Origin of the sequence: Streptomyces fulvorobeus (assembly GCF_013167895.1) — a bacterium.
Taxonomy (GTDB): Bacteria; Actinomycetota; Actinomycetes; order Streptomycetales; family Streptomycetaceae; genus Streptomyces; species Streptomyces fulvorobeus.
The window spans coordinates 1926722-1947285 of the sequence record NZ_BLWC01000001.1 but is presented as its reverse complement, the minus strand read 5'-3'; the positions used below and the strand labels follow the sequence as shown (position 1 = coordinate 1947285).

At 71.0% G+C, this 20564-nt stretch carries 21 protein-coding genes and 1 pseudogene; 10 read left to right on the top strand and 12 right to left on the bottom strand.

Annotated elements, in window-relative coordinates; translation table 11 throughout:
- Positions 1-340: 340 nt before the first annotated feature.
- The 3 genes from ppdK to Sfulv_RS08915 all read left to right on the top strand — a co-directional run bounded on the left by ppdK (position 341) and on the right by Sfulv_RS08915 (position 5097).
- Complete coding sequence (gene ppdK / locus Sfulv_RS08925; RefSeq protein ID WP_173317704.1) at positions 341-3061, top strand: pyruvate, phosphate dikinase; 2721 nt, start codon at positions 341-343, stop codon at positions 3059-3061.
- Between the two features lie 504 nt (positions 3062-3565).
- On the top strand, positions 3566-4567 hold the full coding sequence (locus tag Sfulv_RS08920; RefSeq protein ID WP_173313192.1) for an ArsR/SmtB family transcription factor: 1002 nt from the start codon (positions 3566-3568) through the stop codon (positions 4565-4567).
- A 119-nt stretch (positions 4568-4686) separates the two neighbouring features.
- Entirely contained in the window at positions 4687-5097 is a 411-nt protein-coding gene (locus Sfulv_RS08915) for a VOC family protein (protein ID WP_173313191.1), read from the top strand.
- Between the two features lie 26 nt (positions 5098-5123).
- Here Sfulv_RS08915 and Sfulv_RS08910 read toward each other — a convergent pair whose 3' ends face one another.
- The 4 genes and pseudogenes from Sfulv_RS08910 to Sfulv_RS08895 form a co-directional block, all read right to left on the bottom strand.
- Positions 5124-6290: an alkaline phosphatase PhoX gene (locus Sfulv_RS08910; RefSeq protein ID WP_173313190.1), complete on the bottom strand. Its 1167-nt coding sequence runs from the start codon at positions 6288-6290 to the stop codon at positions 5124-5126.
- 120 nt (positions 6291-6410) lie between these two features.
- Entirely contained in the window at positions 6411-6779 is a 369-nt protein-coding gene (nirD, locus tag Sfulv_RS08905; RefSeq protein ID WP_173313189.1) for a nitrite reductase small subunit NirD, read from the bottom strand.
- Complete coding sequence (nirB, locus tag Sfulv_RS08900; RefSeq protein ID WP_173313188.1) at positions 6779-9364, bottom strand: nitrite reductase large subunit NirB; 2586 nt, start codon at positions 9362-9364, stop codon at positions 6779-6781. Before nirB ends, nirD begins: the two co-directional genes overlap by 1 nt.
- A 1-nt stretch (position 9365) precedes the next feature.
- Positions 9366-10609 (bottom strand): annotated as a pseudogene (locus tag Sfulv_RS08895) (NAD(P)/FAD-dependent oxidoreductase).
- Between the two features lie 137 nt (positions 10610-10746).
- On the opposite strand from Sfulv_RS08895, the gene Sfulv_RS08890 reads away from it, so the two are divergent.
- Entirely contained in the window at positions 10747-11538 is a 792-nt protein-coding gene (locus tag Sfulv_RS08890) for a TSUP family transporter (RefSeq protein ID WP_173313187.1), read from the top strand.
- A 9-nt stretch (positions 11539-11547) separates the two neighbouring features.
- On the opposite strand, the gene Sfulv_RS08885 is transcribed toward Sfulv_RS08890, so the two are convergent.
- The 4 genes from Sfulv_RS08885 to Sfulv_RS08870 form a co-directional block, all read right to left on the bottom strand.
- The gene (locus Sfulv_RS08885) at positions 11548-12171 is read right to left on the bottom strand and encodes a class F sortase (RefSeq protein WP_173313186.1); all 624 of its coding nucleotides are present in this window, start codon (positions 12169-12171) and stop codon (positions 11548-11550) included.
- Positions 12172-12259: 88 nt separating this feature from the next.
- Positions 12260-12835, bottom strand: coding sequence for a GVDTG sorting domain-containing protein (locus Sfulv_RS08880; protein WP_173313185.1), 576 nt, complete (start codon positions 12833-12835; stop codon positions 12260-12262).
- Between the two features lie 386 nt (positions 12836-13221).
- Entirely contained in the window at positions 13222-13683 is a 462-nt protein-coding gene (locus Sfulv_RS08875) for a DUF5990 family protein (protein ID WP_173313184.1), read from the bottom strand.
- Between the two features lie 39 nt (positions 13684-13722).
- The gene (locus Sfulv_RS08870) at positions 13723-14514 is read right to left on the bottom strand and encodes an aminotransferase class IV family protein (protein ID WP_173313183.1); all 792 of its coding nucleotides are present in this window, start codon (positions 14512-14514) and stop codon (positions 13723-13725) included.
- Positions 14515-14591: 77 nt separating this feature from the next.
- Between Sfulv_RS08870 and Sfulv_RS08865 the strand changes: the two genes are divergently transcribed.
- From Sfulv_RS08865 to Sfulv_RS08855, 3 genes are all read left to right on the top strand, one after another.
- Positions 14592-15215 carry an NADPH-dependent FMN reductase gene (locus Sfulv_RS08865; RefSeq protein ID WP_173313182.1) on the top strand — a complete coding sequence of 208 codons (624 nt, stop codon included), beginning with the start codon at positions 14592-14594 and terminating at the stop codon, positions 15213-15215.
- Between the two features lie 62 nt (positions 15216-15277).
- Positions 15278-15616 (top strand): divalent-cation tolerance protein CutA, encoded by a 339-nt coding sequence (gene cutA / locus Sfulv_RS08860; protein ID WP_173313181.1) that lies wholly within the window; start codon positions 15278-15280, stop codon positions 15614-15616.
- Positions 15613-16050 (top strand): gamma-glutamylcyclotransferase family protein, encoded by a 438-nt coding sequence (locus tag Sfulv_RS08855; protein WP_173313180.1) that lies wholly within the window; start codon positions 15613-15615, stop codon positions 16048-16050. Before cutA ends, Sfulv_RS08855 begins: the two co-directional genes overlap by 4 nt.
- Here Sfulv_RS08855 and Sfulv_RS08850 read toward each other — a convergent pair.
- From Sfulv_RS08850 to Sfulv_RS08835, 4 genes are all read right to left on the bottom strand, one after another.
- Positions 16016-18091, bottom strand: a complete 2076-nt coding sequence (locus tag Sfulv_RS08850) for a molybdopterin oxidoreductase family protein (RefSeq protein ID WP_173313179.1) — start codon at positions 18089-18091, stop codon at positions 16016-16018. The genes Sfulv_RS08855 and Sfulv_RS08850 overlap by 35 nt on opposite strands.
- Positions 18092-18206: 115 nt before the next feature.
- Positions 18207-18413 carry a DUF397 domain-containing protein gene (locus tag Sfulv_RS08845; protein WP_173313178.1) on the bottom strand — a complete coding sequence of 69 codons (207 nt, stop codon included), beginning with the start codon at positions 18411-18413 and terminating at the stop codon, positions 18207-18209.
- 41 nt (positions 18414-18454) lie between these two features.
- Positions 18455-18661: a DUF397 domain-containing protein gene (locus Sfulv_RS08840; RefSeq protein ID WP_173313177.1), complete on the bottom strand. Its 207-nt coding sequence runs from the start codon at positions 18659-18661 to the stop codon at positions 18455-18457.
- Positions 18658-19485 (bottom strand): helix-turn-helix domain-containing protein, encoded by an 828-nt coding sequence (locus Sfulv_RS08835; RefSeq protein ID WP_173313176.1) that lies wholly within the window; start codon positions 19483-19485, stop codon positions 18658-18660. The genes Sfulv_RS08840 and Sfulv_RS08835 overlap by 4 nt, the downstream gene beginning before the upstream one ends.
- Before the next feature lie 106 nt (positions 19486-19591).
- On the opposite strand from Sfulv_RS08835, the gene Sfulv_RS30215 reads away from it, so the two are divergent.
- From Sfulv_RS30215 to Sfulv_RS08825, 3 genes are read left to right on the top strand one after another with little or no spacing between them, the layout of a single operon-like run.
- Positions 19592-19852, top strand: a complete 261-nt coding sequence (locus tag Sfulv_RS30215; protein WP_256668843.1) for a hypothetical protein — start codon at positions 19592-19594, stop codon at positions 19850-19852.
- Complete coding sequence (locus tag Sfulv_RS08830; RefSeq protein ID WP_173313175.1) at positions 19849-20106, top strand: DUF7848 domain-containing protein; 258 nt, start codon at positions 19849-19851, stop codon at positions 20104-20106. Before Sfulv_RS30215 ends, Sfulv_RS08830 begins: the two co-directional genes overlap by 4 nt.
- On the top strand, positions 20103-20543 hold the full coding sequence (locus Sfulv_RS08825; RefSeq protein ID WP_173313174.1) for a hypothetical protein: 441 nt from the start codon (positions 20103-20105) through the stop codon (positions 20541-20543). Before Sfulv_RS08830 ends, Sfulv_RS08825 begins: the two co-directional genes overlap by 4 nt.
- Positions 20544-20564: the final 21 nt, after the last annotated feature.

Sequence of the window (20564 nt, the reverse complement as noted above, 5' to 3'; positions counted from 1 at the left end):
TCTCACCACCTCTGAGGTGAGTGTTGCTCACATGAGCGAGAGGGTTCACGATGTATTTCTCAAATGATGGCACTGGGTGCCAGGCGCGTTTACTTTGATCGATCGACGCTTCTGTCACGCAGTGTTCGGCCCTCGACTCGTTCTGATCACGGGGCGTACATATGCGTTCAGGAGGTGAACGAACTCCTCCTGCCCCTCCTGATGCCGCATGACTTTGGATCTGCTGGCGGACGGGTGGTTGAGGCCCATGACGCGCAAGTGGACGTACCCAGACACCTTCGATCTGGGTATGTTCCTCGCCGTCAGGGCAGCCACCCGCGTCGTCGAGGAGTCGAGACCCGTGTCGGAAAACAAAGATCGCCAGAAGTTCGTCTACGACTTCACCGAGGGCAACAGGGATCTCAAAGACCTCCTGGGCGGCAAGGGTGCCAACCTCGCCGAGATGACCAATCTCGGGCTGCCCGTTCCTCCCGGCTTCACCATCACCACCGAGGCGTGCAAGGTCTACCTCGACAGCGGCGAGGCACCGACCGCGCTGCGCGAGGAGGTCAGCGCCCACCTGGACGCCCTTGAGCGGAAGATGGGCAAGAAGCTCGGGCAGGCCGACGACCCGCTGCTGGTCTCCGTCCGCTCCGGCGCCAAGTTCTCGATGCCCGGCATGATGGACACCGTCCTCAACATCGGCCTCTCCGACGAGTCCGTCATCGGTCTCGCCACCCAGGCCGGCGAGGAGCGCTTCGCGTGGGACTCCTACCGCCGCCTCATCCAGATGTTCGGCAAGACGGTCCTCGGGGTCGACGGCGAGCTGTTCGAGGAGGCCCTGGAGGCCGCCAAGCACGCCAAGAAGGTCACCGTCGACACCGACCTCGGCGCCGACGACCTGAAGAAGCTGGTCAAGCACTTCAAGAAGATCGTCAGGCAGGAGGCCGGCCGCGACTTCCCGCAGGACGCGCGGGAGCAGATGGACCTGGCCATAAACGCGGTCTTCGACTCGTGGAACACCGACCGCGCCAAGCTCTACCGCCGCCAGGAGCGCATCCCCGGCGACCTCGGCACGGCCGTCAACGTCTGCTCGATGGTCTTCGGCAACCTCGGCCCCGACTCCGGTACAGGCGTGGCCTTCACCCGTGATCCGGCCAGCGGCCACCAGGGCGTCTACGGCGACTACCTCCAGAACGCGCAGGGCGAGGACGTCGTCGCCGGCATCCGCAACACCGTGCCGCTCGCCGATCTGGAGTCGATCGACAAGAAGTCGTACGACCAGCTCATGAAGATCATGGAGACGCTGGAGACCCACTACAAGGATCTCTGCGACATCGAGTTCACCATCGAGCGCGGCCAGCTGTGGATGCTCCAGACCCGGGTCGGCAAGCGCACCGCGGGTGCCGCCTTCCGGATCGCCACCCAACTCGTCGACCAGGGCCTCATCGACGAGGCCGAGGCGCTCCAGCGCGTCAACGGGGCGCAGCTCGCGCAGCTGATGTTCCCCCGCTTCGACGAGACGGCCAGGACCGAGCTGCTGGGCCGCGGCATCGCCGCCTCCCCGGGCGCGGCGGTCGGCAAGGCCGTCTTCGACTCGTACACCGCGATCAAGTGGTCCCGCTCCGGCGAGAAGGTCATCCTCATCCGCCGCGAGACCAACCCCGACGACCTCGACGGCATGATCGCCGCCGAGGGCATCCTCACCTCGCGCGGCGGCAAGACCTCGCACGCGGCGGTCGTGGCCCGGGGCATGGGCAAGACGTGTGTCTGCGGAGCCGAGGACCTGGAGGTCGACACCAAGCTCCGCCGGATGACGGTGGGCGGCCGGGTGATCGAGGAGGGCGACACCGTCTCGGTCGACGGTTCCACCGGCAAGGTGTACCTCGGTGAGGTCCCCGTCGTCCCGTCGCCGGTCGTCGAGTACTTCGAGGGCCGGATGCACGCGGGCGCCGACGACGCCGACGAGCTCGTGGCCGCCGTGCACCGGATCATGGCGTACGCGGACCGGGTACGCAGGCTGCGCGTACGGGCCAACGCGGACAACGCCGAGGACGCCCTGCGGGCGCGCCGCTTCGGAGCGCAGGGCATCGGCCTGTGCCGCACAGAGCACATGTTCCTCGGTGAGCGCCGCGAGTTGGTCGAGAAGCTGATCCTCGCCGACACCGACGCCGAGCGTGAGACCGCGCTCGCCGAGCTGCTGCCGCTCCAGAAGGCCGACTTCATCGAGCTGTTCGAGTCGATGGACGGGCTGCCCGTCACCGTACGGCTGCTGGACCCGCCGCTGCACGAGTTCCTGCCCGACATCACGGAGCTGTCGGTAAGGGTCGCCCTCGCCGAGTCCCGCAAGGACGCCAACGAGAACGACCTGCGCCTCCTCCAGGCCGTGCACAAGCTGCACGAGCAGAATCCCATGCTGGGCCTGCGCGGGGTGCGCCTCGGGCTGGTGATCCCCGGGCTCTTCGCGATGCAGGTCCGGGCCATCGCGGAGGCGGCGGCGCAGCGCAAGAAGGCCAAGGGCGACCCGCGTCCCGAGATCATGATCCCGCTCGTGGGCACGGTCCAGGAGCTGGAGATCGTGAGGGACGAGGCGGACCTGGTCATCGCCGAGGTCGAGGCCGCCACCGGCACGGAGCTGAAGCTGACCATCGGCACGATGATCGAGCTCCCGCGGGCCGCGCTGACCGCCGGCCAGATCGCCGAGGCCGCGCAGTTCTTCTCCTTCGGGACGAACGACCTGACCCAGACCGTGTGGGGCTTCTCCCGTGACGACGTGGAGGCGTCGTTCTTCACCGCGTACCTGGAGAAGGGCATCTTCGGGGTGTCGCCGTTCGAGACGATCGACCGGGACGGTGTCGGCGCGCTCGTGCGCAGCGCCGCCGAGGCCGGCCGCGCGACCCGTCCCGACCTCAAGCTCGGGGTCTGCGGCGAGCACGGCGGCGACCCGGAGTCGGTGCACTTCTTCCACGAGGTGGGGCTGGACTACGTCTCCTGCTCGCCGTTCCGCATCCCCGTGGCCCGCCTGGAGGCGGGCCGGGCGGCGGCCGTGATGCCGTCGGACAAGGGGAGCGACAGCCGCTGACGCGGCGGTGACGGACCGGCTCCCGGGCGGCCGTCGGACCGTACGACCCTCGCCGGACCGACGGCGGCCCCGGAGCTTGTGGAAGCGGCGGCACCCTGTGCGGGGGTGCCGCCGCTTCGTGTTCCCGGTGTATTGGGGCGGACGTCACCTGGAAATGGTTGAGCGCGGTTCTATTTCGTCCGACGCGCGATTCGCCCCGCGCGCATTCCGTGCGGAGGACCGGGGTGCGGTCCATGGATCCCCACCCATGGACCGCACCCGGCTTACCCGTGCCGGGCACGGAGCCGCTACCGGAGCCGACCGCCGCCGAACGTGCAAAGCCCCCCACGGCCTTCGCCCGTTCTTTCGGCGGCTCCGGTTTCGTACCCGACGTCGTACAGCTTTTCGGGTGCGGCGGATGCAAGCGAGACGTTTCAACTGTGGCCGAAACCCCGTGGTGACGTCGTGTGACGGTATGCATACCCTTAGATCGGGGCGATTGCGGTTGCAACAGGTGGGGGATCGGTGCTGCGTATCCATGTGTCCGGAATGGACCTTTCCAAGGTGCGGATGGCCACACGGCCGGACGCATTATGGGAAACAATTCTCAGTTTCCACCGGCTGAGGGACCGGCGTGCTTCCACGGTGTTCGGTAAATGGCGAACGGAATCCCGGACCCGGTTGAATGGTGAAACACGTCTCCTGGGGGCGGTGGTTCCACCGCGCGGCTATTTCCCGGACTTTCTCACGCCTTCCGAGCAGGGCGCCGAGCCCTTCTCGCTGGACGTCGGCATGGAGGCCCTGCGCGACACCCCGGCCGGCCGGCTGCACGGCGACCTGGCCCAGCTGGGGGCCGGGCACGGGCGGCGCGGCGGCCGCACACCCGGGGCGCTGGTGGAGGCGCTCTCCGAAGGCCGCGCCGAACCGCTCGGCCGCCTCATCGCGGCCCTGCGCGGCTACCACCGCGCCGCCGTCGAGCCGTACTGGCCGCACATCCAGGCGAGCGTGGAGGCCGACCGGGCCCTACGGGGCAGGGCCCTGCTCGACGGCGGCGCCGACGAACTCCTCGCCGGTCTGCCGCCGATGATCCGCTGGCGGGCACCGGTGCTGGAGGCGGACTACCCCGTCGACCGCGAGCTGCGCCTCGACGGGCGCGGACTGCTGCTCCAGCCGTCCTTCTTCTGCCGAGGCACCCCGGTGGTCTACCGGGACCCCGGACTCATGCCGGTCCTCGTCTACCCGGTCACCCACCCGGGAGCACCCGTCTTCGCCGAACCGGGCCCCTGGCTCGGCAGGCTCCTGGGGAACACCCGCTCGTCCGTGCTCGCGGCCATCGACAACGGCTGCACGACCAGTGAGCTCGCCCGCAGGGCCGGGGTGTCCATGGCGTCGGCCAGCCAGCACGCCTGTGTCCTGCGCGAAGCGGGCCTGGTCCGCACCCTGCGCACCGGCAGCTCGGTGCTGCACACGCTCACGCCGCTGGGCGGATCGCTGCTCAGGGGCGGCGCCCCGCTCGCCCTGTCCTGAGCCCCGGGCCGGCCCCCACGCCCCGCCCGGAAGATTCTTCTCGCCGCGGGAGCGATGACTTCCGTGCGCCCGGGCCGTCTAACCATCGAAAGCACCGCACAGAAGGAGAGTGGGACGTCATGCCTCAGATGATCTTCGTGAACCTGCCGGTCAAGGACCTGGAGACGACGAAGGGCTTCTTCGCGAAGCTCGGCTTCAGCACCAACCCGCAGTTCAGTGACGAGACGACCGCCTGCCTGGTCATCAGCGACACGATCTACGCCATGCTGATCACCGAGCCGAAGTTCAAGGAGTTCACCAGGAAGGAGATCGCCGACGCCGGGAAGTCGACCGAGGTGATCCTCTGTCTGAGCGCGGAGAGCCGCGAGAAGGTCGACGAGCTCGCCGACGCCGCACTCGCCGCCGGTGGCTCGCCGGCCAACGAGCCCATGGACTACGGCACCATGTACGGCCGCTCCTTCCAGGACCCCGACCACCACATCTGGGAGGTCATGTGGATGGACCCGGCGGCGGTGGAGGGCCGGTCCTGACCCACCACGGCCGCCGGGCGGGGGAGTCAGCCGCGGAACGGCCCGGTCACCTCGTAGGTGATGCCGCCGGACGAACTCCCGCTCGTCCCGCGCTGCGAGGAGAAGTAGAGGCGCCGTCCGTCGGGGGAGAAGGCCGGGCCCGTGATCTCCGAGCCGGACTGGCCGCTGATCCGCAGGAACGGGGCGATGGTGCCGGCCGGGGTGATCAGGCAGATCTCCATGTTGCCGCCGTCCTCCGCGACGTACAGGTCGCCGGAGCCCGACCGGGTGACGTTGTCGACGCCCGTCAGCGGGGCCGTACCGCTGGTGACGAGGGAGTCGTCGTAGGCCAGGGAGAGCGAGGAGGTGTTGGCGTCGTACGCCCACACCCGGTTGTCGCCCTTCGTGGTGAACCAGCAGGTGCCCGCCGCGTAGAAGCAGCCCTCACCGCCGTTGAAGACCTTAGCGCCGGAGACCTGGTAGCGGGTCTGGGTGGGTGAGCCGTCAGGGTCGGGGACGTTGGCCCAGGTCACCGGGCCGGAGGTGGCGGTGCCCGCCACCAGCACCTGGAGGGTGCCGCTCGACAGGTTGCCCCAGGTGGTGGGCCGGAAGCGGTAGAAGCGGCCGTCCGACTCGTCCTCGGTGAGGTAGACGTAACCGTGGTCGGCGTCGGCCGCGGCCGCCTCGTGCTTGAAGCGGCCCATCGCGGGGCGCTGCACGGCCGCTTTGACACCCCACGGGTCGGTCTCGTACACGAAGCCGCGGCTGACCTCCTCGCAGGAGAGCCAGGTGTTCCACGGGGTGCTGCCCCCGGCGCAGTTGATGTTGGTGCCGGACAGGATGCGGGAGGCCGAGACGACGGTGCCCGCGGAGTTGAAGCGCAGCGCGCTGGCGCCGCCCCCGCTTGACGCGGAGACCTCGGCGTTGGAGACGTAGATCCAGCCGGTGCCGTTGGCGAAGGTGGCGCCGCCGTCCGGCGCGCTGTGCCAGGTGTACGAGGTGCCGGGGACGGTCTGCCCGGAGCGGGCGACGATCCGGCTGGTGAACCCGCTCGGCAGCAGGATGCCGTTGGCGTTGGCCGGCTGGAGTGCGCCGTACGGGCCGGGGGCCGGCTGGGCCGGGGCGGCGAAGGCGGCGCCTCGCCACAGGGTGCCGCCGAAGGCGGCTGCCGAGCTGCCGATCACCGCTGTGCGCAGGAAGGTCCGACGTTCCACGATCACTCCACAGGTGACGTGAGGGCCCGCCGTCCGGTCGGCCGGCGGGTCGCGCGTCAGGACAGTAGAGCGGCGCAGTTGCCGCAGCGGCAACGGACGGTGAACGCTCCGCGCACGCGGTCAGTCCGCCCGGACTCCGAAGACCGCCACGGAGACCTCGTCGTCGTCCAGGCAGCTCCCCGTCGCCAGGTCGAACCGCTGCTTCAGCAGGGGCGAGGCGACGAACGGCCTGCCGTCCGACGAGCCGACCAGGCCCCGCGAGAGCACGTACGCGCCGGTGAACGGATCGCGGTTGTCGATCGCGTACGTCCGCCCCGACCGGTCCACGAAGAGCGCGACCTGCCGGCCGTCCGGGAGCAGGGCCGCGACGCCGCGCCCAGGGGTCAGCAGCGAGCGGTCGCAGACCGTGAACCAGCCGTCGCCGTCGGCGAGCTGGATCACCCGGGCGCCCTCTGCGGACGGGGTCACTCGTACCGTCTGTACGGTCATCAGGATGCGGTCCCTTCAAGCGTGCGGATGGCGAGCACCGGTCCCGCGAGGATGTCCAGGTCGGGCTTGACCTGGTCCCGCTCGGGGACGAACTTCACCGAGGGGTCGGGTGCGTCGGGTGCGTTGACGAAGGTGACGAAGCGGCGCAGCCGCTCGGGGTCGTTGATGGTCTCGGACCACTCGTCGCGGTAGCCGGCGACGTGGTCGGACATCAGCCGCTCCAGCTCGGCGCAGATCCCCAGCGAGTCGTGGACCACGACGTCGCGCACGTGGTCGAGGCCGCCCTCGATCCGGTCCAGCCAGGTCGACGTGCGCTCCAGCCGTTCCGCCGTGCGGATGTAGAACATCAGGAACCGGTCGATGAGACGCACCAGTTCGGCGTCGGAGAGGTCCTGGGCCAGCAGGTCGGCGTGGCGCGGTTCGGCGCCGCCGTTGCCGCCGACGTACAGGTTCCAGCCGTTGGCGGTGGCGATGATCCCGAAGTCCTTGCCGCGCGCCTCGGCGCACTCGCGGGCGCAGCCCGACACCGCCGACTTCAGCTTGTGCGGGGAGCGCAGGCCCCGGTAGCGCAGCTCCAGGTCGATGGCCATCTTCACCGAGTCCTGCACGCCGTAGCGGCACCAGGTCTGCCCGACACAGGACTTGACCGTCCGCAGCGACTTCCCGTAGGCGTGCCCGGACTCGAAGCCCGCGTCCACGAGCCGGGTCCAGATCAGCGGCAGCTGGTCGACGCGGGCGCCGAACATGTCGATGCGCTGGCCTCCGGTGATCTTCGTGTAGAGCCCGAAGTCCCGGGCCACCTCACCGATGACGATCAGCTTCTCCGGGGTGATCTCGCCGCCCGGGATGCGCGGCACGATCGAGTACGAGCCGTTGCGCTGGAGGTTGGCCAGGAAGTGGTCGTTGGTGTCCTGGAGGGCCGCCTGCTCGCCGTCCAGCACATAGCCGCTCGCGCCGAGCGTGGGCGCCAGCGAGGCGATGATGGAGCCGACCGTCGGCTTGCAGATCTCGCAGCCGTCCCCGCCGCGCGCCGCGGGCCGGCCGTGCGAGTCCAGCAGCGCCGCGTACGAGGTGGCGCCCAGCGTCCTGACGATCTCGTACAGCTCGCTGCGGGTGTACGGGAAGCAGCCGCACAGGCCCTTGTCCGCGCTCTGCGGCAGCAGCTGGCCGATGACCTTGACGCAACTCCCGCAGCCGGTACCGGCCTTGGTGCACTTCTTCACCTCGGGCAGGGTGGTGTGCTCGCAGATCGCGCCCTTGGTCACGTTGTGGCAGGAGCAGATCACCGCGTCGTCCGGCAGCGAGGACGGGCCCAGGGTCACCGGACCGCCCGCGCCCGCGGGCAGCACCAGCTGCTCCGGCGCGACGGGCAGCACCGTGCCCGTCATCGGCCGCAGCGTGCCGTACTGGTCGGCGTCCCCGACGAGCACCCCACCCAGCAGGGTGCCGTCCTGGCCGATCACCAGCTTCTTGTAGACCCCCGAGCGGGAGTCCGAGTAGACGACGTCGAGGCAGCCTTCGGCCGCGCCGTGCGCGTCACCGAACGAGGCCACGTCCACCCCGAGCAGCTTCAGCTTGGTCGACAGGTCCGCGCCGGTGAACGAGGCCGTCTCACCCGCGATCACCCCGGCCACCGTCTGCGCCATCTCGTAACCCGGGGCCACCAGCCCGTAGACCCGGCCGTCCGACGCCAGGGCGCACTCGCCGATCGCGAACACGTCGCCGTCGGACGTACGGCACTCCTCGTCGACGATGATGCCGCCGCGCTGGCCTACCGCCAGTCCGCAGTCACGGGCCAGCTGGTCGCGGGGCCGCACGCCCGCCGAGAAGACCACGAGGTCCGTGGCGAGGGAGGAGCCGTCGGAGAGGTTCATGCCGTTCACCGCGCCCCGCTCGTCCGCGGTGACCTCCTGCGTACCGACGCCGGTGTGGACGGTGAGGCCCATGTTCTCGATGGTGCGCAGCAGCGCGGCGCCACCGCCCGCGTCGACCTGGACCGGCATCAGCCGGGGTGCGAACTCCACCACGTGCGTGTCCAGCCCGAGCCCCTTGAGCGCCCCGGCCGCCTCCAGGCCGAGCAGCCCGCCGCCGACCACCGCGCCCGTCGTCGCCGTCTTCGCGTACTCCTCGATGGCGAGCAGGTCCTCGATGGTGCGGTAGACGAAGCACCCCTCGGCGTCCTTGCCGGGGACCGGCGGTACGAACGGGTACGAGCCGGTCGCCAGGACGAGCGTGTCGTAGGTGAAGCTCAGCCCGGAACGGGAGACCACCCGGCGCGTCTCGCGGTCGACGGTCTCGGCCGGGTCGCCGAGGTGCAGCTCGATGCCGTGCCGCGCCATGAAGTCCGGCTCGACGAGGGAGAGGTCGTCCGGGGTCCTCCCGGAGAAGTACGAGGTCAGCTGGACCCGGTCGTACGCCGGGCGGGGCTCCTCGCAGAGCACCACGACCCGGGCGGTGCCCGCCGCCGCGGTCAGACCCCGGTCGGCGAGTGCCTCAAGGAACCGCTGGCCGACCATGCCGTGCCCGACGACCACGATCGTCGGTACTCCTGCGGCGGGAGCGTTCGGGGTAGTGGGCACCGGCATCTCAGAGACCTCCGTCGTTGGTGAGCAGGTGGAGCAGGGACATGTCGGCGGGCAGCGGCTCGTCGTTCTGCCAGGTGCGGGCGAGGGTCCCGACCGCGCCCAGATCGCCGAACAGCACCCCGCCGGCCAGCCGGTCGCCGCGGACGACGACCGAGCGGTACGCGCCCCTGGTGGCGTCGGCCAGCCGGATCACGTCGTCGCCCGGCAGCGGCCGGGAGTCACCGAACGCGGCCAGGTCGAGCGCCCCGGTGACCGGGGCGGCGGGGGCGGGTGCGGCGGCGAGCACCGGGGCGGGGGAGCGCAGGGTCAGCCGGGTCAGGGCCCGGGTGCCGGTGTAGCGGGCGGGCCGCTCGGCCAGTACGTCGGCGAGCACGTCCGCCTGTTCCAGCGCGGCGCCCGCCAGCCCGTAGACGGTGGAGTCGTGCTCGGCGCAGTCGCCGACCGCGTGGATGTACGGGTCGGACGTGCGCAGTTCGTCGTCCACCACGATGCCCTTGCGGACGTCGAGACCGGCGGCGAGCGCCAGCCCCGTGCGGGGGCGGACCCCGCAGGCCAGCACCGTGATCTCGGCCTCCAGCTCGTAGCCGTCGGCGAGTTCCACCGCGCGGACCGCGGAGTCGGAGCAGCGCAGTCCGCGGACGCGGCACTCGGTGTGCACCTCGACCCGAGGGCTTCGAGGTGGCGCCGCAGCAGCGCCGCGGACTCCGCGTCCAGCTGCCGCTCCATGAGGTGCTCACCCTGCTGGGCCAGCACCACCTGGGCACCGCACTCGGCGAGCGCACGGGCGGCGGACACCCCGAGGAGGCCACCGCCGATGACGACGGCGCGTGTGCCGGGGCGTACCGCCGCGCGCAGGGCCAGGCAGTCGTCGAGGGTGCGGAACGGATGCACCCCGTCGGGCAGCGTGTTCCCCAGACCGCGCAGCGGCGGCAGGACCGGGTTGGAACCGGTGGCCAGCACCAGGCGTCCGTATCGCAGCACGCTGCCGTCGTCGCAGTGCACCAGCCGGTCGGCAGGATCGATACGCACCACCCGGACCCCGCGCCGCACCTCGGCGGGCGGCAGGGCGATCACGTCCGGTGCGTACCGCCCGGCCAGCACCTCCGCCAGCAGCACCCGGTTGTACGGGGCGTGCTCCTCCTCGCCGATGACGGTGACCCCGGGGACCCGGGCGGCGAGCCGTGCGCCCGCCATCCCGGCGCCGATCACCACCACCTGCGCCGTGTTCTCCGTCTGTGTCCTCATGACAACGAGAGTGCGCTCCGGGTGTTACCCGACCGCATCCCCGCTGTTTCCCGGGAGGAACCTTGCGCTCAGCGCGGCCCCCGGGGGTGTGTGAGGGGGCCTGCGGACCCGGTCCGGGGGAGTTTAGGGTCGTGTCCATGCCCGACATCACCCTGACCACCCTCGTTCTCCTCTGCCTGGCCGCCGCGGCGGCCGGCTGGATCGACGCCGTGGTGGGAGGGGGAGGGCTGCTGCTCCTGCCCGCGCTGCTGCTGGGCCTGCCGCAGGTGCCCGCCGCTCACGTCCTCGGCACCAACAAGGCGGTCGCGATCGTCGGTACCTCGGGTGCCGCCGTCACGTATCTGCGCAGGACCCCCGTACAGGTGGGCACGGCCGTGCGGATCGGGCTCATGGCGCTGACCGGTTCCATGGCCGGAGCGTTCTTCGCCGCCGGGATCAGCAGCGAGGTCCTGCGCCCGGTGATCATGGTGGTGCTGCTCGCCGTCGCGGCCTTCGTCCTGCTGCGCCCGGCGTTCGGCACGGCGGTCGCGGGTGACGGTACGGGCCGCGAGGCCACCCGGGCCAGGACCGTGACCGCGATCGTGCTGGTCGGCGGCGGCATCGGCTTCTACGACGGGCTGTTCGGGCCGGGCACCGGCACCTTCCTGGTGCTCGCGCTGACCGCCGTGCTCCACCTCGACCTGGTGACCGCGTCCGCCAACGCCAAGATCGTCAACGTCTGCACCAACGCCGGGGCGCTGGCGATGTTCGCCTACCAGGGCACAGTGCTGTGGCAACTGGGCGCCCTGATGGCCGTGTTCAATCTGGCGGGCGCCCTGTTCGGCGCGCGGATGGCGCTCAGGAAGGGCAGCGGCTTCGTCCGCGGGGTGCTGCTGGTGGTGGTGTTCTCACTGGTCGCCAAGCTCGGCTTCGACCAGTGGACGGGGTGACCGGGGAGCTCAGCGCACCTCGGTGAGGTGGGCGTACGCCACGACGTTGCCCTGGTAGCCGGTCTTCTCCGAGAATCCGCCGCCGCAGGTGATCAGCCGCAGTGAGGCGTGCGGCGACTCCCCGTACACCCGCTGGTCGGGGAAGTCCTCGTTGTCGTACACCTCGATCGCGTCGATCGAGAAGACGGCCGTGTGCCCGTCCTTGCGGTCGATCTCGACCAGGGTGCCCCGCTTCAGCGCCCCCAGGGAGTAGAAGACGGACGGGCCCCGCGCGTTGTCGACGTGCCCGGCCACGATCGCGGTGCCCCTGGTGCCGGGCGGGGTGCCGTTCTTGAACCAGCCGGCGATGTTGCGGTTCCCGTCCGGCGGTACGTCGAGGCCGCCGTCCGCGTCCAGTCCCAGCCGCATCATCGGAGCGTCCACCTCGATGGCGGGGATGCGGATGCGGACGGGCTCCGAGGGGCGCATCGGTGCGGCGACGGGTGATCCGGGCTGGAGCTGGGGGCCGGCGGCGAAGGACTCGGCGGCGGACGGCTGGGGCGGCACCAGCAGGGTGTCGGACCCGTTCTGGATCAGCCAGAGGCCGCACAGCACGGTGCTGCCTACCAGCCAGCCCTTGGCCTTCTGTGACACGTGGTGATCCTCGCGGAGTGAGCGGGCGGGAAGGGCGGTACGGGGAGCGGCCGCCCCCGGCGGTGCCGGAGGCGGCCGCGGCGCTGTGTCAGCCGCCGTGCGTGCCGTTCGCCCGGCGGCGCACCAGCAGTGCCCCGCCGACGGCCGCGGCGGCGATGACACCGGCGCCCGCGGCCATCTGCGTGGTGTCCGGCCCGACGCTGCCGCCGACACCGGTCCTGACGTGACCGGCCGGCCGGTCGTGGTCCGGCCGGTAGGGGTCGGGCTTGTGCGGGTCGGGCTTGTGGTGGCCACCGCCTCCGGTCACTTCGAGGTCCCCGGCGGCCTCCTTGCCGTTGTCGCACGAGACGCCGATGCGGTACGTGCCCGGCTTGGTGTCGTGCGGCACGGTGAACCGGCCGATCGCGGCCTCCTTGTGGGTGCCGGGGCTCAGCTCGAAGTCGCCGGCGTCCAGGGAGTTCGCGTCGCCGATGCCCATACCGTCGGGTCCGCACGCGGTGGTGTTCACGGTGACCGTGGCGCCGGGGGTGGCGGTCGCCGGGGTGATCTCCAGCCGGCCGAGGTCTCCCGCGTGGGCGGACGGGGTGGCGAGGGTGAGGCCGAGCGCGGCGGCAGTGAGCGCCGCGGCGGCGGTACCGGTCACGAGGCGGGCAGGACTGCGCATGGGGAGTTCCTCCGGGCAGACGGCGCGAGCTGGGTGTGTCCTGCCTCCGAGGCAACGGCCGTCCCGGGGTCCGCGCCTGCTGACGCGCCATCAGCATTCACCCGTACGGACCGGCGCGGCACCCTTGCCGCAGGGTGTCGGCGCAGGTCACGGCGGTGCGGCTGGGCTGTCCGGTCAGCCGGGAGGTGCCTCGCGCCGATCGGGTGACGAGCGCCGCAGCGATAATGTGACCCAGATCACAAGCATTTCCTGCGCATGCCCCCGGCGGAGGAGGGCACACGAAGGACACCCCCCACGGGACGCGGCAACCCCCCCGCCGCACCCCACAACAACCGCCCCTGCGGACCCAACCCCCCGGGTCCGTGGGGGCGGTGTCGTGCGGGGGTTCAGGCGCCGTCCGTGGCGGCCCACTCGATGACCGGCGGGCGCACCCGGCCGCACAAGGGCTGCCCCTTCGCATCGCTCAGCGGGAGCCGCGCGGTGAGATGCCCGGTCCGTACGGCCGCTTCCAGGACGCCCGGGCCGATGTCGCCGAACATCAGCTTGGCCCGCCGGAACATGGAGAAGACTCCCGAGCCGTCGACCGTGCCCCACGACAGATAGACGAACCGCCCGCCGAGCCGGTTCTGCACATACGGCCCCGACACCTCCACGCCCTCCTGCGCCGGGGCGGCGACGCAGTCGAGCGTCCAGGTGGCGGAGGGCGCGTCACCTGGACACAGCCCGAGCAGCTCGCCCGGCCTGTCCTTGCGCTGCACGCCGACGTGGATGTTGTCGAAGCCGGGAAAGTCGGTGTCCGGCCCGCAGGCGCGGCCAGGGAGTGCGGAGGCGTGGATGTGGATCTGCATGGGCACGACCATATGTTCGTCGCTTGTCCCGGCGAGCTCTTATCGGACGCTGTCCCAGGTGACGTCCCCGTACACCTTCCCCAGGCGCCCCATCAGCTCCTCGTCGACCTCGAAGGAGACGTCGTCGATCCGGTGCACGGCCGCGATGCCCTGCGAGTTGGTGACGAACGCCGACCGGTAGCCCCCGAGGTCCTCCAGCGTCACCGGCCGCCGCACCGAGCCGGCCCGGCCGAGCCCCTGTTCCAGCAGCGTCATCGTGATGCCGGTCAGGGCGGGCGCGTCCGGCCAGATTACCGACGTACCGTCCCAGAGACCGATGTTGGTGACGGCCCCCTCCGCCACCACCCCGCCCGGCGCGGTCAGCAGTGCGTCGTCGAAACCGGACTGCCGCGCCAGCCGCCCGAAGTAGGTCTGGCCGAACTCGCCGGGGCGCTTGATGTGCGGCACCACGCGTGTGTACGGGACGGACATCAGGCTCTGCGGGGCGGCGGCCGTCACCACGGGCTCCCGCACGGTCACCAGCACGGTCGTCTCCGTGCCGCCCGGCGGCAGGAGGCCGTGCACCCGCACCGAACCGTCCAGCACCCCGGCGCCCTCCAGCGCGTGCGCTATCAGCCCGCGCACCCGCTCACCGTCCAGCGGGAGGCCGAACAGCTCCCGGTTCCCGGCGTCCAGCCGGCCGAGGTGCAGATCCAGTCCGCGTACCCCTGCGCCCCGGATCTGCATGGCCGTGAAATGGCCGTAGGGGAAGAAGGCGGCCACACGCAGATCGTCCTCGGTGGCGGGGTGCCCGTCGACCTCGGCGTACGGCGACCGTGCGGCAGTTGTCATGCCGTCCACCGTATGCCGTGGAACCCGCGGACCGGCGGGCTTGACCTCAAGCGCGGTTGAGGCAGGAGCCTCTGGGCATGGACCTCACCGCTTCCACCCCCGCATCCGTGTCCCACGCCACCGCCGCGCCGCTCAAGGTGGCCGTCATCCTCGCCAGCAACCGCGAAGGGCGCTTCGGCCCCGTCGTCGCCGACTGGTTCCTCTCCCGGGCGGCCGGCCACCCCGGCATCGAGACCGAACTGATCGACGTCGCCGAGCTGGACCTCCCCTTCACCCTCTCCCACCGCCCCGCCCCCGCCGCACAGGCCCAGCTGGCCCGGGTCTCGCCCAGATTGGCCGAAGCGGACGCCTTCGTCGTCCTCACCCCCGAGTACAACCACTCCTTCCCCGCCTCCCTCAAGAACCTCATCGACTGGCACCACGGCGAATGGCAGGCCAAACCCGTCGCCTTCGTCTCGTACGGAGGAATCTCCGGCGGTCTGCGGGCCGTCGAACAGCTCCGGCAGGTCTTCGCCGAACTGCACGCCGTGACCATGCGCGACACGGTCTCCTTCCACAACGCCGGCGCCCACTTCGACGACGAGGGACGCCACAAGGACCCCACCGCTCCCGACGCGGCGGCCAAGGCGATGCTCGACCAGCTCGTCTGGTGGGGCCACGCGCTGCGCGACGCCAAGACGCGCCGGCCCTACGGCGCCTGACCCCGTCCAGGCCGACAATGTCCGGGAGACCGCCTTTCGTACGCACTCCGAGGAGCCCGACGATGACCGATCCGGCATGGCTGACCGTACTGACCACCACGGACAGCGAGGAGAAGGCCAGGTCCCTCGCCCGGAGTGCCGTGGAGGCCCGGCTGGCCGCCTGCGCGCAGATCTCCGCACCCGTCACCTCCGTCTACCGCTGGGAGAACGCCATCGAGGCCACCGAGGAGTGGCAGGTGCTGTTCAAGACCACGGCCGAGCGGTACGACGAACTGGAGGAGCACATCGAGGCGGTGCACGACTACGACACCCCGGAGATCATCGCGACCCCCGTGGTGCGCGGCAGCGCCCGCTACCTCGCCTGGGTGACTGCGCAGACCGCGCCCGTCGTGGCGCTGTGACCGTTCGCCGGCTGCCGTTCTTCGTCTACGGCACGCTCCTGCCGGGACAGCGCAACCACGGCCGGTTCCTCCTCGGCCGCACGGCCCGGGAGGAACCGGCCCTCCTGCCGGGCGCGCTCCTCTACGAGGGCCCCGGTTACCCGTACGCCGTCGAGGGCCACGGCACGGTCCACGGCGCCCTCGTCACCCCGGCGCCCGGCGCGTACGGGGAACTGCTCGGGCGGCTCGACCAGCTGGAGGGGTGCCTGGGCACCGGCCACCCGGGCAATCTGTACGACCGGGTGGCCAGGGACGTCCAGGTGGAGGAGGCCACGACCGCCGCCTGGGTCTACCTCGCGGCTGCCGCGGTCACCCGCTCGCTGCGCACGGGCGGCACCCGGATTCCCGGCGGCCACTGGCTCACGCGGGTTCCACCCGCACCGCGCACACCTTGAACTCGGGCATCCGCGAGATCGGGTCGAGGGCCGGGTTCGTCAGCGTGTTGGCCCGGCCCCCGCCCGCCCAGTGGAATGGCATGAACACGGTGTCCTGCCGGATCGCCACGGTGATCCGCGCGGGCGCCACCGCCCGCCCCCGCCGCGACGTGACGGCGACCGCCTCACCATCGGCCACGCCGATCCGCTCCGCGAGCCGTGGATGCAGCTCCACGAACGGACCGGGCGCCGCCGCGTTCAGCTCCGCCACCCGGCGGGTCTGCGCCCCCGACTGGTACTGGGAGACGACCCGCCCGGTCGTCAGCACCACCGGATACTCCGCGTCCGTCTCCTCCGCCGCCGGGCGGTGCGTCACCGGGACGAACCTGGCCCGCCCGTCGTCCGTGGCGAACCCGTCCAGGAACAGCCGGGGCGTACCGGAGTGCCCCTCGTCCGGGCAGGGCCAGAACACCCCGTCCTCCGCCACGATCCGCTCGTAGGTGATGCCCGCGTAGTCGGCGGGCCCGCCCGCCGAGGCCCGCCGCAGCTCGTCGAAGACCTCCCGCGGCTCGGCCGGAAATCCCTTGCCGTGCCCGAGGAGCCCGGCCAGGCCGTTCAGCACCTCCAGATCGCTGCGTACGCCCTCCGGAGCGGTCACCGCCCGCTGCCGCAGCAGGACCCGGCCCTCCAGATTGGTCGTGGTCCCGCTCTCCTCCGCCCACTGCGTCACCGGCAGCACCACATCGGCCAGCGCCGCCGTCTCCGACAGCACCACGTCGGCGACCGCCAGGAAGTCCAGCGACCGCAGCCGCTCCTCGACGTGCCCGGCGCGCGGCGCGGAGACGACCGGGTTGGAGCCCATCACCAGCAGCGCCTTCACCTCCGAACCCAGGGCGTCGAGCAGCTCGTACGCGCTGCGTCCGGGCCCCGGCAGCGCATCCGGGTCCACCCCCCACACCCCGGCCACGTGGCGGCGGGCCGCCGGGTCGGTGAGCTTGCGGTAACCGGGCAGCTGGTCGGCCTTCTGGCCGTGCTCGCGACCGCCCTGCCCGTTGCCCTGCCCGGTCAGACAGCCGTAGCCGGACAGCGGGCGCCCGGCCCGGCCGGTGGCCAGGCAGAGGTTGATCCAGGCGCCGACCGTGTCCGTACCCTTCGACTGCTGCTCGGGCCCCCGGGCGGTCAGCACCATGCCGGTCTCCGCCCCGCAGAACATCTCGACGGCCTCGCGCACCTGCGGCACCGGCACCCCGGTGATGCGCTCCACCAGCTCCGGCCAGTGCGCCATGACCCCGGCCCTGGCCTCGTCCCACCCGTTCGTACGGGAGGCGACGAACTCCTCGTCCACCCGGCCGTCCGCCACCACCAGATGCAGCATGCCGAGCGCGAGTGCCAGATCGGTGCCTGGCCGGGGCGCCAGATGGAGATCCGCCTGCTCGGCGGTCCTGGTGCGGCGCGGATCGATGACGATCAGCTTGCCGCCGTTCTCCCGCAGCTCGGTCAGGTAGCGCAGCGCGGGCGGCATGGTCTCGGCGAGGTTGGACCCGACCAGGATCACGCAGCCGGTACGGGGGATGTCCTCCAGAGGGAACGGCAGCCCCCGGTCGAGGCCGAAGGCCCGCTGGTGCGCGGCAGCGGCCGACGACATGCAGAAGCGGCCGTTGTAGTCGATCTGCGAGGTGGCGAGCACCACCCGGGCGAACTTCCCGAGCGCGTACGCCTTCTCGTTGGTCAGCCCGCCCCCGCCGAACACACCCACGGCGTCCGCCCCGTGAGCCGCCCGGGTCCCGCGCAGCCCGTCCGCGATCCGCTCCAGGGCCTCGTCCCAGCCCGCCGGCTCCAGCTCGCCGCTCACGGCGCTCCGCACGAGCGGCACGGTCAGCCGCACCGCCGAGGAGAGCACGGCGGGCGCGGTACGGCCCTTGCCGCACAGCGCTCCCCGGTTGACGGGGAAGTCGGTACGCTCCACGACCTCGACCACCGTGCCATCGGTGACCGGTCGCAGATTCATCCCGCACTGCAGGGCGCAGTACGGGCAGTGGGTGGAAGTCTCGGTGCGGGCCATGCGCCCAGCGTGCGAGCCGGGTATTACGGGGACCGCTGCCCCCGGTTACGCCCCAGGTACACCCACCTCAGCCCGCCCCGGACCCGGCGGTGAGGTCCGGGGCCGGCCGGAGCGGTCAGGCGCCGAACTCCTCGGCCTTGACGCCCGCGACGAAGGCGGCGAAGGGGCCGGCGGGGAAGTCCAGGACGGGACCGCCCGGGTTCTTGGAGTCACGGACGGGGACGATGCCGCGTGAGGCGATGAGGTTGGCGGCGACCTCGACGCAGTTTCCGCCGTTCGAGCTGTAGGAGGACTTGAACCAACTGAGGGTTTCGGTCGTCACGGAGTGCCCTTTCGGATAAGGCCGCTGTTTCGGCCGGGTGGTCAGGCGCTGAGCTCTTCGGCCTTGACGCTCGCGATGAAGGCGGCGAAGGGGCCGGCGGAGACGTCGAGAACAGGACCGCCCGGGTTCTTGGAGTCACGGACGGGGACGATGCCGCGTGAGGCGATGAGGTTGGCGGCGACCTCGACGCAGTTACCGCCGTTGTTGCTGTAGGAGGAAGTGAACCAGCGGGGGGAGTCGGTCGTCACGGGGTGCCCTTTCGTACCTCATTGATCATGGCCACGGAGTCCGCCTGCGAGAGCGATTCGGCCTGTAGCTGATGGTAGTTCGTCAGCAGGGGCAGTACCGAAGTGCTTTCGCGGTCCAGATGCCCCTGCGTCTGTGACTCGGCGTACGCGACCACGGACCGGTCAGGCAGCGTCAACAAGTTCACGGGTAGGTCAAAGACGCGGCGCTCGCCTATCTCGAACGGTGCGACTTGCAGCACCGTGTTCGGGAGTTCGGAGAACTCGACCAATCGCTGTAGTTGAGCGCGCATGACCTCGCGACCGCCGACCGGCCGCCGGATGCAACTCTCATCCATGACCACGAGGACCATGGGGGCACGGGTGCGCGTCAGCGCAGCTTGCCGTTCCGCCAGGAACGAGAGGCGCTCAGCCGCTTGTTCAGGAGTGATCGTGCAGCGTCGTGCCGCACTGTCCGCCAGAACCCGGGCGTACTCCGGCGTCTGCAACAGCCCGGGGATGATGCCGATCTCATACAGCCTGAGTTCCACCGCCCGGCCCTCATGCTCCACGTACTCAGGGAAACCCTCCAGCGACGCCCCCTGCCGCATCTCCCGCCACTCGCGCTCGAACGAGTCGCCCGTCCCCAAGGCCACGTCCGCGCGCCGCGCGAAACGCAAGGTTGCCATCTTCCGACCAGTTTCGACGGACGAAATATGCGTGGAGGAATATTCCATCTGGGCGCCCAATTCGTCCTGCGACCAGCCGCGCTCCTCGCGCAACCTGCGCAGGCGAGCGCCGAACGCCGCCTGTGGGGAGCTGTCCGGTTCCAACTCCTTGATGTTCAACGACTGGTCACCAACCTTCCGTCCTTCCACGACACGTTGTGGGGCTCCTGACAGTAGGCCACGCTGGGTCGCCTTGGTAGTCAAACAACTACGGAGAGGCACGAACGTGTGTGCGCAGGACGTTCCCACAGACGGGCAGGAGCTTGTCCATGTACCGCTCCCCGGCACGCTCCTGGTGGACACCGGCCGTGGCGGGCGGGTGGGGGAGTTTCGCGGGGTCGCGGGCCCGTACTGGTCGCTGCGCCCGGTCTGCGGTGGTCAGGAATGGGAAGCGGAGCCCCAACGGGTCCGCCCGGTCACTCCCATAGAGAGGCTGAGCGCGGAGAACGCGCGGCAGAACGCCCGCAGCCGGGGGGACATGCTGTGACCCGCACGCTCGCCCTCGTCCAGTGGACGCTCAGGCCCGACCGGGACGACGACGCTCCCCCGCTCACGCACCGCTTCCGGTGCCTGACGCTCACGGATGACGACTCGGAGTGCGGTGCGGTGTCGGAGCCGCATACCGACCCGGTCGACGCACAAGCCTGGACGTTCCGGCACCTACGCGATCACCCGGAGCACACGAGCTATGCCGAAGTGATCGAACGCCCCTGGGTCATGTGGCGCGGTGGCCGGGCATGAACGGTCGCGCGGAGCCTACGGGTTACCGCTGCGAGGTGCGTGCGGAAGGGCTCGTGTACGGCACCGGCCGCACGCTGCCGTACGTCCTGGGCACCTTCCGCACGATCTCCCCCGTACTCGCGCTGCGGTGGATTCGCAGCGAGGCCCGGCGCATCGCGGACCGGCTCGACCCCGACCCGCGGCAGTCGGCCTGGGTGCGGCCGTTCATGCGCGTACCGCACGTGCCCGTCCCTGACGGCCCCACCGGGTTACGCGCGTGGGCGGACGACCCGCACAGCGAGCGGGTGGCCCGCGAGCGCATCAAGTCCGGTGATCCGCTCTCCGTGGTCATCCCGGACATGGACTGTCGATACACGCTGTCCGTGTGGCCCGAGATGGAGCCGACGCGTGTGCGACTGCACCAGCCCCGTCCAGGTCGGCAGCCGACCGGACGGTAAGTCACAGAAATCCGACTCCAT